The 24559-nt window shown below is 43.6% G+C and carries 23 protein-coding genes; 11 read left to right on the top strand and 12 right to left on the bottom strand.

All coding sequences use genetic code 11. From position 1 onward, the window contains the following. Window positions 1-5: 5 nt before the first annotated feature. Window positions 6-977: a DMT family transporter gene (locus L4D20_RS00340; protein ID WP_428799575.1), complete on the bottom strand. Its 972-nt coding sequence runs from the start codon at window positions 975-977 to the stop codon at window positions 6-8. Window positions 978-1048: 71 nt separating this feature from the next. Between L4D20_RS00340 and L4D20_RS00335 the strand changes: the two genes are divergently transcribed. Further along, window positions 1049-1978 carry a LysR family transcriptional regulator gene (locus L4D20_RS00335; RefSeq protein WP_428799574.1) on the top strand — a complete coding sequence of 310 codons (930 nt, stop codon included), beginning with the start codon at window positions 1049-1051 and terminating at the stop codon, window positions 1976-1978. A gap of 182 nt (window positions 1979-2160) precedes the next feature. Here L4D20_RS00335 and L4D20_RS00330 read toward each other — a convergent pair whose 3' ends face one another. The 4 genes from L4D20_RS00330 to L4D20_RS00315 all read right to left on the bottom strand — a co-directional run bounded on the left by L4D20_RS00330 (window position 2161) and on the right by L4D20_RS00315 (window position 5663). Further along, window positions 2161-2547: an ectoine synthase gene (locus tag L4D20_RS00330; protein WP_428799573.1), complete on the bottom strand. Its 387-nt coding sequence runs from the start codon at window positions 2545-2547 to the stop codon at window positions 2161-2163. 15 nt (window positions 2548-2562) lie between these two features. Continuing rightward, complete coding sequence (gene ectB, locus L4D20_RS00325; protein WP_428799572.1) at window positions 2563-3828, bottom strand: diaminobutyrate--2-oxoglutarate transaminase; 1266 nt, start codon at window positions 3826-3828, stop codon at window positions 2563-2565. 10 nt (window positions 3829-3838) lie between these two features. Next, a complete protein-coding gene (ectA, locus tag L4D20_RS00320; RefSeq protein ID WP_428799571.1) occupies window positions 3839-4393 on the bottom strand; it encodes a diaminobutyrate acetyltransferase in 555 nt (184 codons plus the stop codon). A 373-nt stretch (window positions 4394-4766) separates the two neighbouring features. After that, entirely contained in the window at window positions 4767-5663 is an 897-nt protein-coding gene (locus L4D20_RS00315) for a LysR family transcriptional regulator (protein WP_428799570.1), read from the bottom strand. Between the two features lie 284 nt (window positions 5664-5947). Between L4D20_RS00315 and L4D20_RS00310 the strand changes: the two genes are divergently transcribed. After that, window positions 5948-7954 (top strand): alkyl/aryl-sulfatase, encoded by a 2007-nt coding sequence (locus L4D20_RS00310; protein WP_428800719.1) that lies wholly within the window; start codon window positions 5948-5950, stop codon window positions 7952-7954. Between the two features lie 251 nt (window positions 7955-8205). After that, a complete protein-coding gene (locus tag L4D20_RS00305) occupies window positions 8206-9522 on the top strand; it encodes an amidohydrolase (RefSeq protein WP_428799569.1) in 1317 nt (438 codons plus the stop codon). Between the two features lie 114 nt (window positions 9523-9636). Here L4D20_RS00305 and L4D20_RS00300 read toward each other — a convergent pair whose 3' ends face one another. Continuing rightward, a complete protein-coding gene (locus L4D20_RS00300) occupies window positions 9637-11022 on the bottom strand; it encodes an aminotransferase-like domain-containing protein (RefSeq protein WP_428799568.1) in 1386 nt (461 codons plus the stop codon). 145 nt (window positions 11023-11167) lie between these two features. On the opposite strand from L4D20_RS00300, the gene L4D20_RS00295 reads away from it, so the two are divergent. Continuing rightward, window positions 11168-12061, top strand: a complete 894-nt coding sequence (locus L4D20_RS00295) for an EamA family transporter (RefSeq protein WP_428799567.1) — start codon at window positions 11168-11170, stop codon at window positions 12059-12061. Window positions 12062-12144: 83 nt separating this feature from the next. Here L4D20_RS00295 and L4D20_RS00290 read toward each other — a convergent pair whose 3' ends face one another. Continuing rightward, window positions 12145-13782, bottom strand: a complete 1638-nt coding sequence (locus L4D20_RS00290) for a sensor domain-containing diguanylate cyclase (protein WP_428799566.1) — start codon at window positions 13780-13782, stop codon at window positions 12145-12147. Between the two features lie 231 nt (window positions 13783-14013). On the opposite strand from L4D20_RS00290, the gene L4D20_RS00285 reads away from it, so the two are divergent. Beyond that, window positions 14014-14448 (top strand): acyl-CoA thioesterase, encoded by a 435-nt coding sequence (locus L4D20_RS00285; RefSeq protein ID WP_428799565.1) that lies wholly within the window; start codon window positions 14014-14016, stop codon window positions 14446-14448. Window positions 14449-14546: 98 nt separating this feature from the next. Here the strand turns inward: L4D20_RS00285 and L4D20_RS00280 are convergent, their stop codons facing one another. Together L4D20_RS00280 and L4D20_RS00275 are read right to left on the bottom strand one after the other, a co-directional pair. Next, the gene (locus L4D20_RS00280) at window positions 14547-15371 is read right to left on the bottom strand and encodes a DODA-type extradiol aromatic ring-opening family dioxygenase (RefSeq protein ID WP_428799564.1); all 825 of its coding nucleotides are present in this window, start codon (window positions 15369-15371) and stop codon (window positions 14547-14549) included. Between the two features lie 69 nt (window positions 15372-15440). Beyond that, window positions 15441-15890 carry a DoxX family protein gene (locus L4D20_RS00275; RefSeq protein WP_428799563.1) on the bottom strand — a complete coding sequence of 150 codons (450 nt, stop codon included), beginning with the start codon at window positions 15888-15890 and terminating at the stop codon, window positions 15441-15443. A 137-nt stretch (window positions 15891-16027) separates the two neighbouring features. Between L4D20_RS00275 and L4D20_RS00270 the strand changes: the two genes are divergently transcribed. From L4D20_RS00270 to L4D20_RS00250, 5 genes are all read left to right on the top strand, one after another. Next, the gene (locus tag L4D20_RS00270; protein WP_428799562.1) at window positions 16028-16933 is read left to right on the top strand and encodes a LysR family transcriptional regulator; all 906 of its coding nucleotides are present in this window, start codon (window positions 16028-16030) and stop codon (window positions 16931-16933) included. Window positions 16934-17067: 134 nt separating this feature from the next. Next, the gene (locus tag L4D20_RS00265) at window positions 17068-17940 is read left to right on the top strand and encodes a LysR family transcriptional regulator (RefSeq protein ID WP_428799561.1); all 873 of its coding nucleotides are present in this window, start codon (window positions 17068-17070) and stop codon (window positions 17938-17940) included. Window positions 17941-18050: 110 nt separating this feature from the next. After that, entirely contained in the window at window positions 18051-19049 is a 999-nt protein-coding gene (gene dgcN, locus L4D20_RS00260; RefSeq protein ID WP_428799560.1) for an N-acetyltransferase DgcN, read from the top strand. Between the two features lie 9 nt (window positions 19050-19058). Next, entirely contained in the window at window positions 19059-20063 is a 1005-nt protein-coding gene (locus L4D20_RS00255; protein ID WP_428799559.1) for an enolase C-terminal domain-like protein, read from the top strand. A 126-nt stretch (window positions 20064-20189) separates the two neighbouring features. After that, window positions 20190-20963 carry an AAC(3) family N-acetyltransferase gene (locus L4D20_RS00250; protein ID WP_428799558.1) on the top strand — a complete coding sequence of 258 codons (774 nt, stop codon included), beginning with the start codon at window positions 20190-20192 and terminating at the stop codon, window positions 20961-20963. A 132-nt stretch (window positions 20964-21095) separates the two neighbouring features. On the opposite strand, the gene L4D20_RS00245 is transcribed toward L4D20_RS00250, so the two are convergent. Together L4D20_RS00245 and L4D20_RS00240 are read right to left on the bottom strand one after the other, a co-directional pair. Next, the gene (locus L4D20_RS00245) at window positions 21096-21518 is read right to left on the bottom strand and encodes a GNAT family N-acetyltransferase (RefSeq protein WP_428799557.1); all 423 of its coding nucleotides are present in this window, start codon (window positions 21516-21518) and stop codon (window positions 21096-21098) included. A gap of 105 nt (window positions 21519-21623) precedes the next feature. Next, a complete protein-coding gene (locus L4D20_RS00240; RefSeq protein WP_428799556.1) occupies window positions 21624-22583 on the bottom strand; it encodes a DMT family transporter in 960 nt (319 codons plus the stop codon). A 140-nt stretch (window positions 22584-22723) separates the two neighbouring features. Here L4D20_RS00240 and L4D20_RS00235 point away from each other — a divergent pair, with 140 nt between their 5' ends. After that, on the top strand, window positions 22724-23611 hold the full coding sequence (locus tag L4D20_RS00235) for a LysR substrate-binding domain-containing protein (protein ID WP_428799555.1): 888 nt from the start codon (window positions 22724-22726) through the stop codon (window positions 23609-23611). Window positions 23612-23657: 46 nt separating this feature from the next. Here the strand turns inward: L4D20_RS00235 and L4D20_RS00230 are convergent, their stop codons facing one another. Continuing rightward, on the bottom strand, window positions 23658-24380 hold the full coding sequence (locus tag L4D20_RS00230) for a winged helix-turn-helix domain-containing protein (protein WP_428799554.1): 723 nt from the start codon (window positions 24378-24380) through the stop codon (window positions 23658-23660). Window positions 24381-24559: the final 179 nt, after the last annotated feature.

Here is a 24559-nt window from a genome sequence, read left to right as displayed (position 1 = left end):
TTATATCAGATTTTTCTTTGCGTGTTGTTGAATGGAGTAATGGGCTTTGACGGTGCATTCGTTAAGGCAAGTCCAACAAATAGCAGCACTAAAGAAATGATCAAACGGTAGTGGAATATCTCAGAAAAAAACAAGATACCAATGCCCACCCCTGTCACTGTCACCACATTACCGACCTGACTAAAGCCCAAGCCATCGGTTAACTTCTGTAATTTAAAAGTCAGTAAATAACCGGATGCAGATATGAGAGCCATCAGCAGTAAAATAAGGCTGTTCAAATGTGGAACAACGTAAATCCCATCAATACCGTCGACACTCAGACTTACAGGCAACCAAATCAGGCTTTGAATACACAGAACGCCAGTTGCTAGCGCAATGGGGTCCGAATCAATCGGGCACGCTTTACTGCGATAGATATTGCCCATGGCTAAAAATAACGGCACTGACACCGCAAGCAGTAGAACTTGACCATCCTCTTTTAAATCGAGTTCGGGAGATAAGGTCACAAATGAAACGGCGACAAAGCCAATACCTATTCCAATGATTCGATTGAAAGACAAGCCTTGCTTTTGAAATGGCACGGAAAGCAATAATGTGAATAAGGGTGATAAGGTGATCAGGATGCTAAATGTACTGGCTTCGAGCTCCTGAAGTGCAAAGTTTGACGCTAAATTGGGCAGGCTTACACCCAATAGGCCAGCAACAACGTAATAGCGTAGGTGACCAACTTTGAGTGAATTCAATTGAGCTTTAAAAGCCAGGTAGCTCAATAGAATCGCCGTCGCTCCTAGCAGTGGCAATGCTAAAACCACTAATGGCGAAAGACCACTCATGACGCTGTACTTCGCCAAGGAAAAATTTACCGCGACGAAAACACCAACGCAGATAATGTACAACAATGAGGAGACTTGCGACGTGTCCGATTCAACCGATTTGGTTTGATTCGTCTTTCCTGATACCAAAGAATGGTTGGCCATGATGCTTCCTCAACGTTATTTACTCTGACTCAATAACGGAAAGAATATTATCAATCGATTTGAATGATAATATGGCATACACTCATTACATTGTTTCCAATAACTCTACAATACTAATGGAAAACCTAGACGCGATACCCTACTTTCTCGCCGTAGCCGAGCAAGAAAGCTTTGCCGAAGCGGCCCGTCACCTCGATGTCTCTCGCTCAGCCGTCAGTAAACGCGTCAATCAATTAGAAGCCACATTGGGGGTGCGTTTACTTCATAGAACCACTCGAAAAGTAAGCCTGACAGAAGCTGGGCAACACTATTTTAGTAACGCTCAAAACGCAGTTTACTGGATGCAACAAGCTGAATACTCTGCAACAAGCCGTCAGCAACTTCCCATTGGCAAGCTTAAAATCTGCGTTCCTATGTCTTTCGGTCGATTGAAGATCGCACCACTCATTCCCGGCTTTCTAAAAAAGTACCCAAAAGTCGACATTGAAATGGTCATGGACGATCAATATTCGGACATTATTGAATCAGGGTATGACATTGCGATTCGAGGCGGTGAGCTTAGCGACTCTTCCTTAGTTGCCCGAAAACTATTGCCGAGCCGAAGCCTTATTTGTGTTTCTGGCGACTATCTAGACGAAATTTCATCGCCTAGCACCCCTACTGACCTTTCCAAACTTAATGCTCTGATTTACAGCTATTCATCGAAAACGACTGAGTGGCACTTTGAACATAAAAATGGGATAGAGATTGTCGCGGTTAGGGGGAATTACCGAGTTAACAACAGTGAAGCGCTGTTAGCCGCATGCTTGCAGGGAACGGGAGTCGCACGTTTACCTGACTTCATCGCGCAGCCATACATAGATAACGGGGAGCTAATTCAATTACTACCAGAGTACCAAATGCCAGAAAAAAACATTTGGGCTATTTTTCCTGAGCGTGCCCATATGCCAGTCAAAGTAAGGGCATTTGTTGATTATTTAGGCGAGGCTCTAAGCAAGTAATACTTTCCCCAGTAACTTTACTGTTACTTTTAACGAGCTACTGTAGAGTTCAATCCAGTTAAACATCACTAATAAAAGAACCCCTAAGATTTCAAGGAATGACTAAAGTCTTAGGGGCTATATTTTTATTATGTCGACGAATCAGATCGTCGTTGATCTAATGATCACACCTCTAAGCGTCATTAATCGATGAGAGGATAAACACCATTTTCATCGTGCGTTTCTTTTCCGGTAATTGGCGGATTAAACACACACGCCATGACCATCTCTTTGTCCTTGTACGCTCTTAGATAATGTTCATCGTGCTTATCTAATATGTACAGCGTACCCGGCTTGATTGGGTAAGTTTCACCACCAACCACTTCAATTTCACCTTCGCCGATCATGCAATAAACCGACTCTAAATGGTTCTGATAATGGATGTGCGTTTCTGTGTTTTCAAAGATGGTCGTAATATGGAAAGAGAAACCCATATTGTCATCTTTAAGGAGCATACGAACGCTTTCCCACGTTTCCGATGCTACTCTGCGCTCGCTGTCACGGCACTCATCCAATGTTCTAACAATCATCTTACTCTTCCTTAATTACGATGCTTTTTTGAAGTGCTTCTCTACAACAAGCTCAACTGCATTTTCAAAAATACTTAAGCCTTGTTCTAGCTCTGATTTGGTGATGGTTAGTGGGCAGAAAAACTTCACGACTTCATCATTAGGGCCGGCGGTTTCAATCACCATACCGGTATCAAAACAGACCTTTGCGATCTCGCTCGACAGATCACCATTGACGCATTCAACACCGATCATCATGCCTCGGCCTTTCTGTTGAACAAACAGTTTAGGGTGGCGCTTGATGCAACGTTCAATAACCGCTGAAACTGTCTCTGAACACTGAGTAATATGCGTTTCAAACTGATTATCAGACCAATACACTTCCAATGCTTTCGCAGCTGTGACAAACGCATGATTATTGCCACGGAATGTGCCGTTATGTTCGCCCGGCTGCCAAATATCTAATTCCGGCTTTAGCAATACCACGGCCATTGGTAAACCGTAGCCACCAATAGATTTAGACAAGGTCACCATGTCAGGATTAATACCAGAAGGCTCAAAGCTAAAGAACGTACCAGTTCGACCACAACCCGCTTGAATGTCATCAACAATAAGCAATATATCGTTTTGCTTACAAATCAGGCTAAGTCGCTGTAGCCACTCATTCGACGCCACATTCAAGCCGCCCTCTCCTTGAACGGTTTCAAGAAGCACTGCAGCAGGCTTATCCATCCCTGCCGAGTTATCAGCAAGCATAGTTTCAAAAAGTTTAAGGCCATCAATGTCCGCATACCCTTCAAAAGGGATTCGAGTGACATTGTTAAGGCTCATCCCCGCCCCTTGGCGATGGTGCTGATTGCCCGTTGCCGCAAGGGCACCTGCAGTACAGCCATGAAAGCCATTAGTGAATGCAACAATGGAACTACGGCCTGTGACTTTACGCGCGAGTTTAAGTGCGGCTTCTACCGCATTCGTTCCTGTTGGGCCAGTGAATTGAACTTTGTAATTAAGTTCACGGGGACTAAGAATATAGCGCTCCAATGCCGTGAGAAACCCAGCCTTTGCGCTTGAGTGCAAATCGAGACCGTGGGTGATCCCATCCATCTCAATATATTCAAGTAATGCCTGTTTGAGAATAGGATTATTGTGGCCGTAATTAAGTGATCCCGCACCGGCAAGAAAGTCTAAGTAACGCTCACCTTTGTTGGTCTCAAGCCAGCACCCTTTCGCTTTTTTAAAAACAACTGGGAAGCTATTTGAGTATGAACGTACTTTAGATTCTTGCTTGCTAAAAATATCCATGATAGACGGTTTATATTCCTTTTTTAGGTAATTGAATTAAGGGAATCTGATACAAATATTCGGTATCGTGTTTTCCTTTAAAATGTGTTTTTTCATCGAGAAACGTACTGACTTCACCACGTTCCCCATTGCATTTATCCAGTTTCTTAAACAGTGCCCAAGAAGCATCATTTTCTTCAGTGATCGTGGTTTCCACAGCATCTATGTCGTTAAGAATATCCCTATTCAATAACTCCTCTAGCATGCTATACGCCAAACCCTTACCTCGATATCGAGGAGAAACGGCCACTTGCCAAACAAACAGAGTATTGGGCTCATCTGGTTTTCTGTAACCCGAAATAAAGCCAGCAATGTCACCATCGCATCGCGCAAGAACACAGGTTTGGCTAAAATGCGTTGATTGAAGAAAGTTGCAATATGACGAGTTAACGTCGAGAGGGGGACACGAAGCAATCAGGCTATAAACATCATCTCCATCTTCTGCTTTAGGCTCAAAAAAAGTCCATTTTTTAATAGGGTCTTCACCTATCTCTGGGTACATAACCCAAGGTGCTGATGCGATCATATGTAGATACATTTCCTTTGAACTCTAAACAAATCTTTTAAACACTATCGTCCATATTAGGAGACCAAAATCAAACATTGGTAAAACAAACACCAATTTTTGCGATCTTGATCAACATATAACGGCAATTAGCTCAAAACAAAATGGTTAGAACTCTAATCTATTTTCATTATGCACTCATTAGAAACGCTCTTTTACAGTGCATAAATAAGATAGTTTTCGGCCGTTTTTATCACGAATAAAACGCAAGATATGACGCTCATACAACACCGTGTTTTTAAGAGTTTATGAGCGCTAGAAACTGAATAAAAAAGACATGAAATATTGGAAAAAAATAAGGACTAAATAAAAGGGTAAGGACGTAAATTTAGCTTCAATTAGCAATCAGAGAAGTGAGTTTATGGCGCAACCAAATATGTGCAGGGTGAAATTCGTTTCGTTTATGCCACATCATATTGTGGACGACGGGTTTACTTTTTATTGGTGGCGTTAAGCATTGAAGACCTAATTTCTCCGAGTATTTATTGGCAATACTGGTTGAGGTTATCCCTAAGCAATCACTCTCAGAAACCAACCCCATAAGTGAAACCAGTGAACTACATTCACAGCTTACTTTTCGTTCAGACATCACCTCATCTGCAATATACTCTAAAACGGTTAAGTCTCCTCTTCGTAGTTTCGACGTAATGTGCTTCTCTTCATAAAACTGCTGGCGGGTAACTGCACCTTGAATACGGGGATGGTCTTTACTGCATACCAATGTTGCTTCTTCTTGGAAGAAAAACTCACTGTTATAGGATTGACTAGGCAGGCTCCCAATATCGATCGCCAAGTCTGCTTTTTGTAGATTAAGTTGTTGTAGCAGTTCATCTTCACTGTCTGGCGTTAGCCTAAATTCGATTTCACAATTGCCCATGTCAGTATCTTGAAGTGTCAAAGGCAACAAAAGATTCATCATCGATTCATTAACGTGCACAAGAAAAGAACGCGGCGTTTGTTTGTCAAAACCTGACACATTACTGATCGCATCGGTAACTGTGCTATACGCTGGTGAAATTTGGTTCGCTAACTGTATCGCACTTAATGTTGGCGAGATCCCTCTACCTTCACGCACAAACAGCTCAACACCCAAAGTCTTTTGTAATCGCTTCAAAGCGTAACTCACACCTGGCTGCGTAAGACCTAACGAGTCGGCCGCCAAGGTGATCGAACGCTGTTGATAGACCTCTAGAAAAATAACCAGCAAATTAAAATCAAATCTGTTTTCCATAGCAACTCTTACCTTAATTGAGCTTATAAAGTATCTATTTCCGAATATTCATTAGTGATACAGATCAAACATCAGGTCAATTAATCATAATTCATATACAAAATAATTAAGCCAAATATAAATTAAACATACGATTTATTCATGTTTTAACTAAAGTCTGGTTTATTGGAGAGCATTGAGGGCAGGCGTATTCTATCGACAACGGTAAAGGCCAAGCAGAAAATGAATCTGCGAAGGGGCCGATACATACCACTACTTGTTACTTATATTTGAGAGAAACAATGATGCGAAATACGACTCTATCTATCGCTATTCTAAGTACGCTGTCTTTAAATGTTGCGGCGCAATCACACGATCATGAGCACTTCGACGCTTATGAAATGGCACGCTACAAAGGTAATGCAGCGACTGAACATACGATTGAAGCCAACCGTCAACTAGCCGAGCGCCTTCCCTTTAAAAACCGCACGGCATTTGAAGAGCAAAAACGTGGCCTTATCGCTTCATTCGGCGACCACGATGCAGGCTTAGCGCGTATTCCATTCATTGATTTCATGCAAAATGTTAACCCAGAGCAATACCCTGACACAGTGAACCCTTCTATCTTCCGCCAAGGCCTGATGAACTATCAAGCTCAAGGCCTTTATGAAGTCGTTGAAGGTGTTTACCAGATCCGCGGTAGTGACGTTTCTAACATCACAGTATTTCGTACAGAAACAGGCTACGTAATCAACGATCCAGGCCTACTTGACGATACAACGAAAGATGCGTGGGAATTCGCTAAATTGCACCTTCCAGCACCTCACACTATTCACGCGGTGATCTATTCTCACCCGCATGGTGACCACTTTGGAGGCGTTCGAGGTCTGGAAGCTGATTTTGCTGAAGATGTAAAAATCATAGCTCCTGAAGGTTTTGTAGCCGCGCTTGCTGATGAAAACATGGTTGCGGGTAATGCCATGTCACGTCGTACTGACTACCAATACGGCACGACTCTTGGCTTAAACGCTCGTGGTCAAGTTGACATGGCTATCGGCCTAACGAAAGGCACCAAAGGTGGCCTAACACTTATCACGCCTAACTTTGAAATCGTTGATAAAGTTGAGCAACACAAAATTGATGGCCTAACGTTTGAATTTACTAACGTACCAGGCGCAGAAGCTCCAGTTGAAATCCTAACGTGGGTTGAAGAGTACAAAACGCTCTTTACGGGTGAATTAACCTACCACGGCATGCACAACATCTATACGTTCCGTGGCGCAAAAGTACGTGACTCTCTTGCTTGGACTAAGTACCTAACTGAAATCAAGATTGCTTACGGTGACCGTATCGAAGCACTGACTTCATCTCACTCAGCACCTGTTTGGGAAACAGAAGCCATCAATGAGTACATCACGCTTCAACGTGATAACTACGGCTTCATTCACAACCAGTCAATGCGTTTGGCCAACAACGGTGTAACGATTAACGATGTGGGTCGTGAAATTGAAAAAATTATCCCTGAAGTGCAGTTTAATACATGGCACACCAATGGTTACCACGGCTCATACAGCCACAATGCTCGCGCTGTTGTTAACCTGTACTTGGGTTACCACGACATGAACCCAGTGAACACCAACCCACTGACTACCATTGATAAGTCATGTACTTATGTTGAAGCTGCAGGCGCAGATACGCTATACAATGCCGGTATGGTTCACTTTGAAGCGGGTCGTTACCAACAATCGTCACAGCTGTTTAACGACCTTGTTCAGTGTGACCCAGCCAACGAGACATTCCGTAATGCTTTGGCGGATAGCTTTGAGCAGCAAGGTTACCAGTCAGAAACAATGGCTTGGCGTAACAGCTACCTGCAAGGCGCAGTTGAGCTACGTACAAATGAAGTGAAAGACGGTGTGGATCAAATGTCTGCCGATATCATTGCTAACGCTCCAACGGCTAAAATCTTTGATATGTTCGCAGTTCGTGTGAATTCCGTGAAAGCCATCGAAGCTGGTCTGGACTTCACATTGACGACCGTTCATCCAGATACGAACGAGTTCTTCTACACTGAAGTATCAAACGGCAACATGACAACGGTACAAACAGACAAACAGCTAGATGCAGATACGACTTTCTTCATCCACAAAGCAGATTTCTCTAACGTACTGCTTCAGCAAGTGACGCTAGGTAAGCTACTTGAAACGGGTATGGCAGGATTCTCTGGTGAAGCCGCGAACGTTCAAGCGCTTCAAGGAGCAATGGAACAGCCAAACCGTAAGTTTGATATTCTTCCTCTTATCAAAGAGTAACGAATAACCCAAACTCTGTTGAATAAAACGATTAAGCCACAGCTCCTTTGAGTCTGTGGCTTTTTTATTGACGAAAAAAACCACAGTATTCAATTCAACACCTCTGCACCCCTTAAAGCAATGTGAGGACTTGATCCATCACACGTAATTTAACCTGACTAATCCTATTCTGTATATTGAGTGTAAATCGACCTTTCAGCCTAGGCCAAGCGTCTAGTTACCTGACTATTACAACTCATTAAGGGTTAACCATGAAAAAATCACTGCTTACTTTAATCATTACAACTGGCCTATGGAGTGGTGTTGGTTTGGCGTCTGAATCGACTATTTTGGAGTCAGTTGAAGACGACACTCCTCGCCTTGTTGAAATCTTTGAACACCTTCATGCTAACCCTGAGATTGGGTTTATGGAGTTTAAAACCGCTGAACTGGTTGCAGCTGAACTAAAGGAGCTTGGTTTTGAAGTTCATGAAGGTATCGCACGTACTGGTGTTGCAGGCGTTATGAAAAATGGTGATGGGCCGACGGTTATGTTTCGCGCAGATATGGATGCCCTACCAATCAAAGAGCAGACAGACCTAGATTACCGATCTCAAACAATGAGCGTTGACCGCTTTGGCAATGACATATGGGCGATGCACGCCTGTGGTCACGATGCGCATACCACTTGGTTGATTGGCATGGCAAAACAGTTAGTCGAACGAAAAGATGAATGGCAAGGTACGGTTATTTTGGTGGCTCAACCAGCAGAAGAGATGATCATGGGTGCCACTGCCATGGTTGAAGACGGTCTATACGACAAAGTCCCTGTTCCTGATATTTTGATTGCGGGTCACACGCATCCTGTCCTTCCTGAAGATGCTGTTGCGATCAGTGATGGCCGAAGAATGGCTGGGACAGACCAAATTGATGTCACCATCCAAGGCGTCGGTGGTCATGGTTCAACACCTCACGCAGCGAAAGACCCTGTCGTGATGGCAGCGATGTCGGTCATGGGTTACCAAACCATCATCTCTCGCATGACCGACCAAGGTGAGCCCGCGGTACTCACCGTTGGCGCGATTGATGTGGGCTCTGAAAACAATATCATTCCTGATAGCGCAACCTTAAAACTAAACTTACGCTGGTATCGCACTCAAGAGCGAGACGCGATGCTAAAGGGCATCAAAGATGTCACTGATAACGTTGCTCGCATGTACGGTATGTCTGAAGACAAAATGCCTAGCTACGAAATGAAAGGCTATTCTACGCCTGTGATCAACCCTGTAGCAGAAAGTGAAATTGCCGCGAATGCAATGAAAGAGGCACTAGGAGCAGAGCGCGTTTACGCAGGGTTCCCGCCAGTGATGGGCTCTGAAGATTTCCATATGCTGTCTCATCCATACCCTGAGGTACCAATTGTTTACGTTGAAGTCGGCGCAGCCAAAAAAGCCGTTTGGGATGGATTCATCAATGAAGGTAAAATGCCTGAAGTCATCAACCACAATCCTAGATTCGTGGTTGAGCAAGGCGCTGTACCGACAGGCACTGCCGCACTCACTTCTGTGGTAATGGAGTTTCTAGATTAAGCTAAGGGCAGTATTAAAGCTGAGATCCTTAACTATTAACCCTGATCCATAACTATTGACCCGTCTATTAGTGACGGGTTAACGGTCTTCCCTATCCATCCTTGTGCTCTCTCCTTAACTCAGATTTTGTTCAATTAGATCAATCAATAGCTGCAAGTCTGTTTTGGCTTGCCCTTGCAGCGGGTGACCGATATTGATTCTGACACAATCTTTATAAAAATCGAGCGTCGTGAACGTCTGGCCTACCCTAATATCAAGCTGTTGCTGAATGGCGTCACGAGCCAATTTTTCCCCATCCAAACCCGGTATTTGTAGCCATAGAACCAATCCACCCTGCGAATCACTGATCAATGCCTCAGCCGACAAGTGTTTAGACAAGTAATTTAGGTAGTCAATACGATACGCCAGCAAATCGTAACGCTTTTTTTTCAGATGTTTTGCGTAATGGCCCGATTCTATTAAATCAGCAATCGTTAATTGAAGCGGGATCGCGACACCATAGCAACCTGAACCAAACCGACTCCGGTATTTATCCAGATAACGTCCCGGTAAACACCAACCCAATCGATAGCTAGGTGATAAGCTTTTTGAGATCGAACCACACCATAAAATATAACCATCGGTATCGTAATATTTGGCGGGTAAAGGGTAGTGATCAGAATATGAGAGCTCAACATACACATCATCTTCAATGACGGGAATGCGATATTGGTTTGCCATTATTGCCAAGCGCTGCTTTTGCTGCGTCGACATGGTGATCCCTTGCGGGTTCATGTGAGACGTACAAAATATTCCAGCGCGTACATTCCCTTGCTGAAAGTGTGTTTCCAATTGGTCTAAGTCGATGCCGTCTTCCAACGAGGGTATTTCAACAATCTTACGAGACATCTGGCCGAGCAGTTCTATGATGCCATTGAAACAGGGTGAGCTTATCGCGATGGCATCACCTTCGTGGCTGCAAGACTCTAACGCTGCTTTAATGGCGGACAAGCACCCAGAGGTGATCACTAGATCTTGCGATGGAAAATGGACACCTTGCTTTGAGAAATGATGGGATAACGCATCTCTAAGCAGCAATTCGCCTTGGAACTCAGGATAACGTGTCAGTCGTTTTCCCATTCGCTTCATCACTCGCCGAAAACTGCGTTCCAACTCTAACGCCGTATCGTCAGTGATATCAGAATTAGACACACCTAGCGGGCCACTAAATTGAGAATAGACCGGAGAGTTTGATGAGGGGGTGGACACTCGGCTTTTAAACGCAACCCAGTTAGGCGTCGAGTGAGGTGATGACTTTTGACTAACATAATAACCTGCCTGAGGCCGAGCGGTAATCCAACCCATTGACTCTAGCTCTTGATAACAACTCACCGCCGTTGATAGGCTCACCGAGTGCTGTTTGGATAGTTGACGCAGTGACGGCAGCCGACTGCCTTGGACTAACTGACCAGCTTGAATGTCATCAATAAATTGTTTTGCCAAGCTCTTATATAGACTCATAGTTTTTTAGACTCACCGCTTGTGTTAACGCAACAGACCGTAAATTGTACTGCTTTAATTGTAAAAAATTGTATCTGTATCCTAATTGTGATTCAAGAGATACTGATTTTCAACGGAGGGGCCGTTACAAACAAGGGAGAGCATTATGAACAGAACAGATTTATTACTCAGCATTACTGTAATGATCATTTGGGGGTTTAACTTTTCAATGATCAAGCTTGGGGTTTCAGATGTGAACCCACTGGTTTCAACGGCAGCTCGCTTCGCCATCGCCGCTATTCCCGTGGTTTTCTTTATTCCAAAACCAGACGTACCATGGCGCTATGTCATTAGTTATGGACTGCTCTTTGGTGTTGGTGTTTGGGGAATGGCCTCTTGGTCAATTACCGCCGGGCTCTCGTCTGGGATGTCATCAGTGCTACTTCAAACCAATGTATTAATTGGTATGACGGTCGGTGTTTTCATTCTCAAAGAGAGTTTGCCTACTCGTAAGCTCATCGGCGCTCTTATCGCAACGATTGCACTCGTCATTTCAATCGCGTTCACCAATGGTAACGTCACTGGGTTCGGGCTATTTTTGGTGTCTATTTCCGCCGTCTCTTGGACCGCCTTTGGCTTAATCGTCAAAGCATCGAAAACCAAAAATGCTTTCGTATTTAACGTATGGGGAATGTTGGTTGCGCCGTTGCCACTTCTTCTACTGGCTGTATTTATCCATGGTGAACAGGTACTTTGGGATTCAATACAGCACTGGACCTGGAACACGACCTTAGCCGTTGGTTTCCAAGCCTACCCAACCACGTTGTTTGGCTATTGGGTCTGGAACAAAATGCTGATCCGCTACCCAATCAGTACCGTTGCACCGCTGAGTCTATTGGTTCCTGTATTCGCATTATTAAGTGGCTTTGTGATTTTCGAAGAGACATTATCGACAGCTCAGGTTGTTGCATGTAGCCTATTTCTGGTCGGAATCAGTTTGATAGTGAGACCACCTAAATCTTCGCATTCTATCGCTTCAATACCGGCTACCGTAAAGTAGTAAACGGGATAAGAACGCATGCTAATCATGGGGATGATCGTATGCGTTCACTTTCTCCATTAGTAATGGGACCCCTGTTCGGTTCAACCAGACTTGGTTAGTTTATTGTTCAAAAAACTAGAGAACCGGACGCAGTTTCGTCCTTCTTCTTTTGCGTTGTACAAAGCTTCATCGGCTTCTGTAATGGTATTTTCAATGGTATTGCATTCTTTGGTATAGATAGATGCGCCCATTGATGCTGTCACACTTATGCTCTGCGTTCTATCTAACTTTATCGAGACCGCTGCCACGCCTTCACACAATTTTTGTACAACGTGGATAAGGTCATTCGCATTCGTATCAGAGATAGCGATACAGAACTCCTCGCCCCCATAGCGACAAACAATGTCACTGGCTCGCATTGCCTCTAAAAAGTATTGCGATAGCGTCTTGAGAACCTTGTCACCCACATCATGCCCATAGCTATCATTAAGCTGCTTGAAGTGGTCAAGATCGATCATAATAATGCCGATTTCAGTCTGTTTTCGTTGCGAGATAGAGACCCATTGTTGAAGTGTTTCAAACAGGTAGCGGCGGTTATACAGACGCGTTAAAGGATCTTTGAACGCCAATTGCCGTAGGCTAGTTTTTAACTCAATGTTGGCAATCGACATGGCTAAACGTTTAGCTATCGCCTTAGCAATGACAAGCGCTTTCTCTTCGAAATCAGCTTTCAATACATGCATAACGCCGATAGTTTCTCCGTGAGCAATTAGCGGGATACAAAGCGTTGCATTGGTTTTATCTTGAGTAAAGTGCTCGCAATCGACTTGCGAAGCATCCAGCCGAGAGAGATGCTCGTGACCTTTACGCAAAGCCCAGCATTGATCTGAATTGAAATAGAGGCCGTCTTGCCACTCTTCACCCCAAAAAAGCTGCATTTTAAGTTGATTACGGGATGACTTATAGATTGAGATAGAGCCTGACGTCTCATTTAGCAAAGTAGGGATAATTTTACTGACCACTTTTCTCGCGTCTGCCAAATCACTGCTCGCATTGAGCAATGAATCCAAGTCATGCATTCGCTCTATCTCTTCTGTTTTTTGGTTAATTTCAGTTTCTAATGAAGCCTGTTTTCGCAATGTAGAGAGAGCTCCCCAGCGAATAATGAGAAAGGCGATTGCACTCATGATTATTACGGCTGCGAATAGAATCGACGACAAAGTCATCCGCATCTCAATGATTTGATGTTTAAGGACATCAACGGGTATCGCCGCTCTTGTGTAGTAGTAAACTTCTTCGCCTTGCACTTCTATCGGCTTATAAATAGCGACATAAAAGTAGTCATCGCCGAGTGAATCGCTATAGCGAATTGCATCACCAATTCCTAATTCTTTTGCTTTAAGAAGCTCACTTCGATCTAAGTGATTCGACATTGATGCAATCAAGTCTTCCCCAACACTGGAATCCCCCATAACTTTTCCCGACATATCGATGAAGGTGATCCTCATTCTCGTCGCCAAACCAATATGCTTAGCAACAGGATCAATATTTTTTATTGATAGCGGTCTGTTGGAAAGCTCTACCGCAACAAGCGAGGACTCAGCCATACGACGCAATTCATTTTCGACTCTTAAAGCCATCTTACTGCGCAGCTGATGATCAATCACAACCAATCCAATGATGCCAAGTACAATCAAAATAGATGAGGGCAGCAATACAGTTCTAACTGTTGGCACCATTTCCCCTCCCTACTTTAATGACATCGATTCTATAAATTTAGCAGAGATTAAGCAGTCAACGGATTCTATACGGTAATTACAGCAACCTTTTCGTTTTGAATGAGTCTAGATTTAATACGTTGAAAGTCACCCAAGCATCTACACGTCACATTTCATTAACAATTATTCCCACCGCTTTAATAATTCGATTTAGAATAAAAACTCAATTAATAATCTAAGCAAGGAACAGTAATGGACAATTTATTGGAAGGGTTTCCCGTTATCACTGAAATCCCAGTCGCGTGGGGGGAGATGGACGCTCTACAGCACGTTAATAATGCCGTCTATTTTCGTTACTTTGAATCGGCTCGACTAGAGTACTTCGAAAAGATTGGTCTGCTTGTGGATATTGCGCAAAGCCAGGTAGGCCCAGTTCTTGGTGAAACGAACTGTCGCTATAAGCTTCCGATTACCTACCCTGACACGCTATTGATTGGCACTAAAGTTACGGATATTCAATCTGACCGATTTACGATGGAATATCATATCGCCAGTAAGAAGCTAGGAAAAATTAGTACCGTCGGCCAGGCGACTTGTGTAATGTTTAATTTCAAAAGCAACACCAAAGCGGAACTTCCAGAAGAGATACGAAAATCGATTCTTAATTTAGAAGAGGCGGCATATTAATCTGTCGATTGAGGTGCCAAGTGGGAAACATTCCCGCTTATTCTAATTTACAGTGTGAATCAGAAAGTTGGTTAGTTTCAATCTACAATAATATTCAACTAACCAAACTGATAAGCATCCATTGCTAGTATCTCATGCTGTACACCGCTATGCAGCCGCTGAACCTTATCGCTCGAGTTAGCCACTTTCTCTGAGCTGTCAGTCTCATCTAAAGTACTACCCAACACTGCCAGTAGTGGTAAAAAGTGCTCTTGTGTCGGGTGATTAAACAGGGTATACGGTGCATCATCGAGATAGTTAAGTAACGATGGGTGATCACCTTCACTTAGTTTTGTCTCTATCCACGAGGTAAACTCTTTCATCTTCCCCTCACGGTTCGGCGTTGGTCGAGTACTTGATAGCTCTCGAAGGTTGTGACTAATGCCTCCCGACCCAATCAGCATGACACCCTCGTTTCGTAATGGTGCTAACGCTTGACCTAATAAGTAGTTCACTTCAGGGCCAAGGGCACTACTGATTGACACCTGCACCACTGGAACATCAGCCAGTGGAAACATCAAGTTCAATGGCATCCAGACTCCGTGGTCCCACCCTAACTGAGAATCCAAATTGGATGACAGCCCTTTTTCACGAATCATAGAATCGATTCTTTGTGCCAACTTAGGATCACCTGGCGCTGGATATTGAATATCATATAAAGGCGCAGGAAAGCCGTAAAAGTCGTAGATCAATGTCGGATTTTTCGCCGATGTAATCGTAATAGACTCCTGTGTGTCTAGGTGTGCAGAGAACACAACGATAGCTTTGGGCTTACTAATACTTTGACCCAGACTCTGTAAAAACAGAGCCGTTTCGCTGTTGTCTATCGCCAGCATAGGTGACCCGTGGGAAATAAAATACGCCGGTTGTTTGTTAGTATTCATGCTCATCTCCTTTATTACCCACGTCTTAATCAATTAGGCTTTGGTTAATGCTTAGGTTTTCGTTAATACTTAGGCTTTAGCCAGCTTAGCGCTGATGAGTTTGTCGACTGATACACGACCTGCGCCAGATACAGCAAGGAATAAGGTAGATGCGAGCAAGATAAGAGCAAACTCGTAGCCGTTGTTGCTTAAGAACAAGCCGTTACCGATATGTACCATCATGGCCATCAGCATAGTGAATGCGCTGACAATTGCGGCTGGACGCGTTAACACGCCGATTGCCAATGCCAACCCACCAAAGAATTCTGCACTACCGGCCAGTAATGCCATTAGAAAACCGGGGGTGTAACCAATGCTCGCCATCCATTGCCCTGTGGCTTCTAACCCGTAGCCACCAAACCAACCAAAGAGTTTCTGAGCACCGTGACCCATCAAAATTAGGCCTAGTGGTAGGCGAAGAAGAAGTGGTGCAAAGCTATTGTTTGAGTTAAAGATTTTGTTGATTAGTTGAGTATTCATGGCTCTATTCCTTTTTGGACTTCGACGTTATTGTTATGAAGGTTCGTGTTGATGTAGCTAGATTAATTGAAGTGTATTTATTGATAAATAACGCTAACATTGAATAATTATCAACACAGTGTTTATAAAGGTGAGGTATGGATAAATTAGAAATGATGAAAACCTTCATGTCGGTGGTCCAAGAAGGCGCATTCTCTAAAGCGGCCGAGAAACGGGGAATCTCACCACAACTGGCCAGTAAGTACGTTTCAGCACTCGAAGATAATCTTCAAACTCGGTTACTACATCGAACCACACGTAAAATCAATCTAACCGAAGCGGGCCACCTCTATTCCATTCGATGTGCTCAAGTGCTGAGTGATATTAATGAAATGGAAAACTCTTTAGGCGATTGGCACCAAAAAGTGGCAGGCGTTCTGACCATCAACGCGCCAATGTCTTTTGGTCATCGTCATTTGCCAAAGCTGCTCATCGACTTTCAACAGCGTTATCCTGAAGTGAAAATCGATTTGAATCTCACCGATCACAAGGTCAATATCGTCGAAGAAGGGGTTGATGTCGCGCTTAGAATCGGTGATTTAAAAAGTGAAACCATCATCGCTAAAAGGATCACCGACATTCAGATTGCCCTGTTAGCCTCCCCTGATTACTTGCAGAAACACGGCACACCGAAAACGCAGGAAGATCTCGCAGAACATGACTTTCTAAACTATTCGTATGCCGATCAAAACTTGGTGATGAACATACTCGGAACAAGTGTGTCAGATAGAAACCTTCGCTGCGCAATTACTGCCAATAATGGAGACCTATTGGTTAATACTGCAATTTGGGGGGGCGGAATCGCCATCCAGCCGACCTTTATCGCCGGAGATGCGATTAAGAGTGGTCAGCTAATTAAGCTCTTACCCGAGCATCAACCAAAACCGATTGGGTTATACCTTATCTACGCTAACCGCCAATTTTTGCCTGTAAAAACACGCGCCTTTATTGATTTTGTCAGCGGTTACTTTGGAGATACTCCCTATTGGGATGAGGAAGAATAAACGCAGTGGCTTACATACACAGCAATGGACAACAACCACTTCACCCATCAGATAGTTTGAATTTAGTGTTCAGCTACAGCTTTCAATTTTCGGCTGTAATAGAATGAAATCGTGACTTTAAGGACTGAATCGTAATGAACCTGAGACAACTCGAAATTTTTTATGCCATTATGCAAGCGGGAACGATCTCGGGAGCGGCCAAAAACCTCCATGTCTCTCAACCCAATGTGACAAGAGTCCTGTCTCATACCGAAATGCAGCTTGGTTTTCAGTTGTTTGACCGTGTCAAAGGTCGCTTAGTACCGACCCAAGAAGCGAAAACCCTGTTACCTGAAGCCGAACGCATCTATCAACAATTAGGCCAGTTTCGCTCCTTAACCAACAAGGTAAAAAAAGGAAACTTGCACCTAAGAGTTGGTGCGCCTCCTGTTCTGGCCAGCGCTTTACTCAGCCCTATTATCTCTGCTCTATGTGACGATAAAAACTTATCTGTTGAGCTGTCGACAGCAAATCGTGATGAATTGTGTCAGTCACTGCTCAAAAACGAATTGGATGTTGCCGTCTGTTTTGGAGACGACGCACCAGCAGGCGTAAACCATGAAAGACTATTGACCCGTTGTATGGTGACGCTAACACCGATGGCTCAAGAGAAAAAAACCATTACTCTGACAGAGTTACTGGAAGATTCATTGCCACTTATCGGTCTGGATCCTCGTGATCCGCTTGGGCAGTTATTGCATCAAGCTATCGGGCGTGCGGCTCCTGACTACCATCACCAAATTTCAGTGCGAAGCTACAGTGCTGCCGCGGAATTGGTTCGACACAAAGCAGGATCAGCTATTGTAGATCCATGGACGGCGCAACAGTATCAACATTCAAAAGAGGTTCAGATCCTACAACTAGAACCCACTATTCCTTTGCATGTCTCGATTTTACATGCCGAACATCAGCCCCTTTCCATCACCGCGCAGCAATTCATTCAGCAGTTAAAAGAGGCGATTTCCTAGCCAGGTATAACCTAACGTTATAGGCTATTAATAGATAGGTATTCGGCACGGCGGACAGTATTGCTTAAGCTGACGCTTCAACTGTTAATGGCTATAACGCAAGGATTCTTATGTCTATCTCTCAACCTTATTTACTTTTTCTTGGTGATGTTACTGATCCACTAGCCGCTAAAACAGCGCGCGGTATTCATCAATGGCGACCTCATGTTTGCGTTGGACAACTCCGTTTGACCGAAGAAACAGTGTCATTAGGGTTGAACGACTTAACCTTGCAAGAAGCGCAAGTTCAAGGCGCCAAAACATTGGTGATTGGTACGGCAAATGCGGGTGGCGTGATCCCTGAAAGCTGGCAAGAGACACTCACTACTGCTGCTGAAATGGGCTTTGAAATTGCGTCCGGAATGCACCAAAGGTTGTCTGACTTAGAACCCTTACAAACACTAAAAGAAGCAGGGAAAACCCGCTTACATGATGTGCGTCATTTTGACGAACCACTAGATGTAGGGTCAGGTAAAAAGCGCCTTGGTAAACGCTTATTAACTGTGGGGACAGACTGCTCTGTTGGCAAAATGTTTACTGCTCTTGCAATAGAGAAAGCGCTTAAAGCGCGTAACGTGAATGCCCAATTTAAAGCAACCGGACAAACCGGTATTTTGGTTCAAGGTAGCGGGATTTCTATTGACGCCGTGGTTGCCGATTTTATATCAGGTGCCGTTGAAGCGGTAAGCCCAGATTTTACAGATCATGAATGGGATATTATCGAAGGTCAGGGCTCACTATTTAATCCCTCATTTGCGGGTGTGAGTATGGGGCTATTGCATGGCGCACAACCAGATGCAATGGTACTTTGCCATGAGATAGGTCGCCAACATATCCGACACCTTCCTCACGCAAAACTACCCACGATTGAACAGACGATTGCAGCTAATCAACAAGCGGCAAGATTAACCAATCCTAATGCATCTGTGGTCGGCATCTGTTTAAATACTTCTAGCCTCACAGAAGATGAAGCCAGAGAGCTTTGTGCGCAGTGGAGTGAACACTATAAACTTCCAGTTACCGACCCAGTACGATTTAGTGTAGAAAGCATTATCGATCAGCTTGTTTAGGAAAATCGCATGAAAATATCCGCTCAACACGTAGCCATTAAACTCGCAAGGCCGTTTAGTATTGCGCGTGGAACCCGTACTCACCTTGATGTTGTACGTGTCACGATTGAGCAAGCTGGCATTACGGTTGTTGGTGAGTGCACGCCTTATGCGCGGTATGGCGAGTCAGTGAAATCCGTCATAGAACAAATCAATCAGTTTTCCAACAAAATGCAATCTCTAGCGTCTCCACCGAGTGCTGATGAAGTTAAGCAATTACTGCAAGATGAAGTCCACGCTGGCGCTGCTCGTAATGGAATTGATTGTGCACTATGGCAGCTTTCGGCTCTACAAGCAGAGAGTACATTCCCAAGCCCTTATTTTGATGTTTCCTCACAAATTGAAACCGCAATGACAGTCTCTATAGACTCTCCATCAGCGATGGCAGAGCAGGCGAAAGGCTATGTAAAGTTAGGAGCGACACTTCTAAAGGTGAAATTGGACAGTGAACAAATCATCGAGCGTGTTGCTGCCGTGCGTGGCGCAGCCCCACAAGCCAAATTGATTTTAGACGCTAATGAAGCATGGCTAGGGTTACCGTTAGAGTCGCTCTTTAACGAGTTGGCTGATTATCAAGTGGCCATGATTGAACAGCCTGTCCCGAAAGGGGAAGATGAATGTTTGCGTCATATCGAGCACCCTATTCCACTGTGCGCCGATGAAAGCTGCCATGTTTCAGCAGATCTCCCTGCACTTTTAGGCTGCTATGAAATGATCAACATCAAGCTCGACAAGACAGGCGGGCTAACAGAAGCCTTCAATCTGGAGCGCCAAGCTAGGCAGCAAGGCTTGAGTATCATGGTTGGTTGTATGCTAGGAACATCCATCGCGATGAAAGCCGCGTTACCCATTGCGACGAGAGCTGAGGTTGTTGATTTAGACGGTCCTGTATTATTAGGCGTGCCAGAAATCAATGGGTTGGAATATCAATCAGGTCAAATTTTGGTGCCAATGGCCCAATCTACAACCGAATAGCTTCAGCTGCTTAGCCACTCTTCGTTACAAGTTATGCTTGTCGCTGAGAGTGGTTTTTCACTGATAGTTTTGTAAAATAACTTTCTACCCATTTCTACCTACATAGAAGATAGAAGAAAAAGCATTATGTTCACTAAACAAAATCTTATTGATGATTTAAATCGTCTTGGCATCGACCCTAATGGTGTTTTGCTTGTTCACTCTTCCATGAAGGCAATAGGATCGGTTGAAGGTGGTGCAGACACCGTACTCGATGCCTTATCTGAGCTCATGTCTAACGGTCTACTATTATTACCCACTCACAGTTGGGACAAGCACAATCTGGCTGATGGCATATTTGACCCTGAGAAAGAGCCAACATGTGTGGGGATATTGAGTGAGTTATTTAGAAACAGAACCGGTGTCGTTCGGTCGCTTCACCCTACCCACTCAGTTGCTGCTCTTGGGAACAATGCAGAACAATTTATTGCTGGAGAAGAAAAGGCGACGTCACCCTGTCCAAGAGATGGAGTATGGGGAAAGTTGTATGATGCAGATGCACAAATTCTATTTCTCGGCTGTCCGCTGACACGAAACACTTATATCCACGGTGTGGAAGAGTGGTGCGAAATCCCAAACCGAATAGACCCAATCCCTGAAGCAATCAAGATTGTCAAAGGTGAGCATATTATTGACACGGTCTTACATCGCCACAAGAGTCCGATTAAAAGTATCCATGAACATTATGGCAAACTAGAAAAGCCATTTATCAAGCTTGGCATTGGCCACTGGGGACAAGTAGGAGAAGCAAGCGTTTTTCTTGCTAGTGCGAAACAGATGGCTGATATCACGACAGCCTTTCTAAAGCAAAACCAAGACTTATTTCTCGACAACAAGCCTATTCCTAAATCTTGGTATTGATATTCTGTTTAGAGAAATAAACACTTTAGATATGAGTGGAAAATCAGCCCTTCTACAGCAAAGGGCTTGAACTTGCTTATCCATATTTTTCTTATAAATACATTCTTATAAGCGTTTTCTTACAACCCTTTCCTACAAATATTTTCTTAAACCGATGCGACTATGCCCTTTAGGGAAATCCTCAAATCGGGTAAATTCTTCATAACCTAAACTCTGATAAAAACCTGGTGCTTGCCAACTTTGAGTCCATAGCCATATGCCCGATAAGCCTTTCGACTTAGCATGATGTTCGGCTTTACTCATCAGCTGTTTACCCATCCCAGTTCCTCGACAGCTTTCATCAACCCATAACTCATCGATATACAACCATCCCCACAGAAGATCAGCAGTAATGGCTGCAACAAGCTTCCCGCTATCATCTTTAACCGTCCAATTTAGACGATCTTTTTGATAAGGAGGCGCCTCTTGAACTTGGCTATGCGTTTCAAATCCTTCGGTCAACTGGCTCTGCTCATGCTCGCCCAGTTCTCCTTTTGAGAAATCGATATTTTGCATTTTTCCACCAGTATTACTTACTTATAATATTTGCTGAAGCATCTCTAATAAAAGGAGAAAATACAAGTACGCGACTAACGTTACCGAACCTACAGCTTTCCTACCTTACAGCCTTTCTATCCTCTGCAATTTAGGCAGCCGAACCAACCTTGGTAGACCATTCGACTTAAACATCTGCTTCAATTTAGGCATCAGCGTTTGCATTAAGCTTGCAACGACAATCAGTGTTACACCTAGTATTTTTTCTTGCGTCATCTCCGCATCGAAAAACATCAGCTGCCAAGCCAGAGTAAACAACAAGTGAGTAAAAATTAGCGGTGCTAACTGTGAGTTACTATCTGCCAATTTATACGCCATAGAGCGGAATATTTGATTGCTAATCGTCACCGTTGCTAACGCTAATAGGGCAAGCCATATCGGCCAGTACTCTGTTGGCGCCGATAGAATAACCATGTCCAACTCTGATAACCCAAACCATAAACTGATTGGTAACACCAATATCGAACTGAAGAGAAAGCTCCATCCATTGATGGCACTTGGCGACATATCTCCCTTAGTTGAGCGATACAAACTCAGCTGCGATCCTGCGTTGAACATCCCAGCCCCCAAGCCTATCAACATCTCAGGTTTAAAGGTTATGCTGCTTCCATCACTTGTCAGCAGTAACACCCCGGAAAACGTAACCAACAACGCAAGCTTTGTAATTGTCTTAATCTTGATGCCAAAAAACACGCGCTCAAGCACAGGAATAAACAGTGGCCCCGTTGCAAAGAGCACCACACTTTCAACCAAGGTTAATTGAGTTAAGGATGCGAGAAAACACATCTGACACCCGACAACACACACAGCTCGCGTCATTATCGGTTTTATTAAGTTTTTCTTAGGAAGAACAAATTTGATACTCGCTACTGCAGTCAACATTAAGGCTGCGGGAATAAACAGACGCAAAAACAGTAAAGTCATGAGACTAAACTCTCCGGTCAGAAACTTGGCGACAAGGCCTGTCATAGATAGGCTTAAGGTCGAGCACAGCATAAGCAGTGCGGCTTTATATTCAGTGGACATACAACTCTCCTTTGATGCGCGTAGTCTATGAAAATGACGTACAACAAAAAAGCGAGTAATATCAACCAAACCTGTTAGAAAAACTTAACAATAATCTATTCACTAAATAGTCTATTACTTAAATGAAAATGGGATTAACCATGAAAGCACTCGTTCCCCTCAAAGGCATCTACGCTTTTATTGCCGTAGCAGAGACAGGCAGCATGACGAAAGCGTCAGAAGTGCTTAATATCAGCCACTCTGCCGTCAGCCAATCGGTAAAGAGTCTAGAAACGCAACTTGGACTGCCTCTTTTTAAACGTGTCGGCCGTCAGGTAGAGCTCAACAGTCAGGGAAGAATTTACTATAAGAAGGTAGCGCCAGCCCTTGAGCAGATCGTTGATGCATCGGTATCCATTCAGCAGCCTGAACATGCCAATCGTATTACTCTCAATATGGTTAACTCATTGGCGATTCATTGGTGGATCCCACGTATGCAAGAATTTCAGCAGCATGCGCCTAATCTCGATGTGCGTGTGTCCAACCTCATTGGCTCTTTCAATCTTGAACGAGAGAACGTCGATGTTGCGCTGATTCATGGGACACATGAAGATTGGCAAGATTATCACTGCGAAAAGCTAGGCGATGATGAACTGGTGATGGTGTGTCATCCAGATTTGGCTGAAGAAGGTTCAACCGTAAAAGAGCTACTGGACAGATTCCCCGCTATTTTTGCCACCAATGATCGCCGAGACGGGGATTGGCAGTATTGGTGCCTCGCCAATAAGGTTGCAACACCAAGCCAGCATAGAAACTTGAGTTTTATTGCCTCAGTCCACGCCGTGCAAGCCGCCTCAAGAAAACTCGGCGTATTTGTGACTCACAAACAGTTTGTTAAAGACGAAATCAAACACGGCATGCTTGTCGAGGTAGGTAGCTCAATCAAACACCCTAAGCAGAGCTTCTATTTTGCGTGTTTACCTGAAAAGTTAAAATCTGAGAGTGTTCTAGCGCTAAGATCATGGCTTCAAAGCGAGTTCTCCATATGAGTGTATATACATATATCCAAACTGACTCGCTTATTTTTGTCACGAGTTACATATACTGATCAGTTAGCATATAACCCTGCCCACGTGAAGTTACGATATACTCAGGCTTTTTAGGATCATCATGAATCTTTCGCCTCAATCGTCCAATAAGCATGTCTATTGAACGACTACTTATTGAGTGATAGTTTTTACCCAGTGCTTTAGAAAGCTCTTGTCTTGAGTTATATCGCCCTCTGTTTCCTATCAAATGCAGTAATATCTGATGCTCTCCATCTGTCAATAACGTCTCTTCTCCTTCAACCTTTAATAGTCGAGTTTCAGGGTCAAGCCTTATTTTCCCATAGTTTATTTTAAACAAATCGAATCCGATCTCAGGATTTGGAAACACTCTCTGTATTAGGTTTATCATTTTAACGGCCAATTCATCTTCATCCATCCCGTTAATTACAATATCATCAATACCACTATTCATAAATTGTATTCTCTCTATCTTAGACAAAGACTTACTTCTAATAATTTTAATTACATCAATAATCGATAGAACCATATTAATATCATTCTTTGAAAGTTCATCGATACAATCCACATCTATTATTATCGAATGAATTTTACTGTTGGAGTTATCAATAAAATCTGATAGTCGATTAAATCTAGACCGTGTGTATTCAAACCTAACTACCTCCATACCCAACTCAAAAAATGACAGATATAAGCTGTGGCCAACCTTTTTATCTGATACGTAAAGAACCTTGTATGCATTGCTATCCATAGCATTTCCAACCTATTAAGACTAATGGTATTAACAATATTCCTTAATAAATTCCCTTCTTCAACAGTCGAAAGTAACAGTTTGTAAATAATCCATTCATGCCCATCTAAAGACAATTAATCATCACTTTAAGTAACAAAGTGTAAATACAGACAAACGCAATCAAATAGATCAAATAC

This window comes from Vibrio kyushuensis (genome assembly GCF_050337325.1).
GTDB classification, from domain to species: domain Bacteria; phylum Pseudomonadota; class Gammaproteobacteria; order Enterobacterales; family Vibrionaceae; genus Vibrio; species Vibrio kyushuensis.
Note: the sequence above shows the minus strand (reverse complement) of the source record. Positions and strands in the feature narration are given on the sequence as shown.

What these genes read in the sequence shown, in the direction of transcription:
- L4D20_RS00340 (WP_428799575.1), bottom strand. Translation starts at nt 977, where the DNA reads ATGGCCAACCATTCTTTGGTATCAGGAAAGACGAATCAAACCAAATCG.
- L4D20_RS00335 (WP_428799574.1), top strand. Translation starts at nt 1,049, where the DNA reads ATGGCATACACTCATTACATTGTTTCCAATAACTCTACAATACTAATG.
- L4D20_RS00330 (WP_428799573.1), bottom strand. Translation starts at nt 2,547, where the DNA reads ATGATTGTTAGAACATTGGATGAGTGCCGTGACAGCGAGCGCAGAGTA.
- ectB (WP_428799572.1), bottom strand. Translation starts at nt 3,828, where the DNA reads ATGGATATTTTTAGCAAGCAAGAATCTAAAGTACGTTCATACTCAAAT.
- ectA (WP_428799571.1), bottom strand. Translation starts at nt 4,393, where the DNA reads ATGATCGCATCAGCACCTTGGGTTATGTACCCAGAGATAGGTGAAGAC.
- L4D20_RS00315 (WP_428799570.1), bottom strand. Translation starts at nt 5,663, where the DNA reads ATGGAAAACAGATTTGATTTTAATTTGCTGGTTATTTTTCTAGAGGTC.
- L4D20_RS00310 (WP_428800719.1), top strand. Translation starts at nt 5,948, where the DNA reads ATGCGAAATACGACTCTATCTATCGCTATTCTAAGTACGCTGTCTTTA.
- L4D20_RS00305 (WP_428799569.1), top strand. Translation starts at nt 8,206, where the DNA reads ATGAAAAAATCACTGCTTACTTTAATCATTACAACTGGCCTATGGAGT.
- L4D20_RS00300 (WP_428799568.1), bottom strand. Translation starts at nt 11,022, where the DNA reads ATGAGTCTATATAAGAGCTTGGCAAAACAATTTATTGATGACATTCAA.
- L4D20_RS00295 (WP_428799567.1), top strand. Translation starts at nt 11,168, where the DNA reads ATGAACAGAACAGATTTATTACTCAGCATTACTGTAATGATCATTTGG.
- L4D20_RS00290 (WP_428799566.1), bottom strand. Translation starts at nt 13,782, where the DNA reads ATGGTGCCAACAGTTAGAACTGTATTGCTGCCCTCATCTATTTTGATT.
- L4D20_RS00285 (WP_428799565.1), top strand. Translation starts at nt 14,014, where the DNA reads ATGGACAATTTATTGGAAGGGTTTCCCGTTATCACTGAAATCCCAGTC.
- L4D20_RS00280 (WP_428799564.1), bottom strand. Translation starts at nt 15,371, where the DNA reads ATGAATACTAACAAACAACCGGCGTATTTTATTTCCCACGGGTCACCT.
- L4D20_RS00275 (WP_428799563.1), bottom strand. Translation starts at nt 15,890, where the DNA reads ATGAATACTCAACTAATCAACAAAATCTTTAACTCAAACAATAGCTTT.
- L4D20_RS00270 (WP_428799562.1), top strand. Translation starts at nt 16,028, where the DNA reads ATGGATAAATTAGAAATGATGAAAACCTTCATGTCGGTGGTCCAAGAA.
- L4D20_RS00265 (WP_428799561.1), top strand. Translation starts at nt 17,068, where the DNA reads ATGAACCTGAGACAACTCGAAATTTTTTATGCCATTATGCAAGCGGGA.
- dgcN (WP_428799560.1), top strand. Translation starts at nt 18,051, where the DNA reads ATGTCTATCTCTCAACCTTATTTACTTTTTCTTGGTGATGTTACTGAT.
- L4D20_RS00255 (WP_428799559.1), top strand. Translation starts at nt 19,059, where the DNA reads ATGAAAATATCCGCTCAACACGTAGCCATTAAACTCGCAAGGCCGTTT.
- L4D20_RS00250 (WP_428799558.1), top strand. Translation starts at nt 20,190, where the DNA reads ATGTTCACTAAACAAAATCTTATTGATGATTTAAATCGTCTTGGCATC.
- L4D20_RS00245 (WP_428799557.1), bottom strand. Translation starts at nt 21,518, where the DNA reads ATGCAAAATATCGATTTCTCAAAAGGAGAACTGGGCGAGCATGAGCAG.
- L4D20_RS00240 (WP_428799556.1), bottom strand. Translation starts at nt 22,583, where the DNA reads ATGTCCACTGAATATAAAGCCGCACTGCTTATGCTGTGCTCGACCTTA.
- L4D20_RS00235 (WP_428799555.1), top strand. Translation starts at nt 22,724, where the DNA reads ATGAAAGCACTCGTTCCCCTCAAAGGCATCTACGCTTTTATTGCCGTA.
- L4D20_RS00230 (WP_428799554.1), bottom strand. Translation starts at nt 24,380, where the DNA reads ATGGATAGCAATGCATACAAGGTTCTTTACGTATCAGATAAAAAGGTT.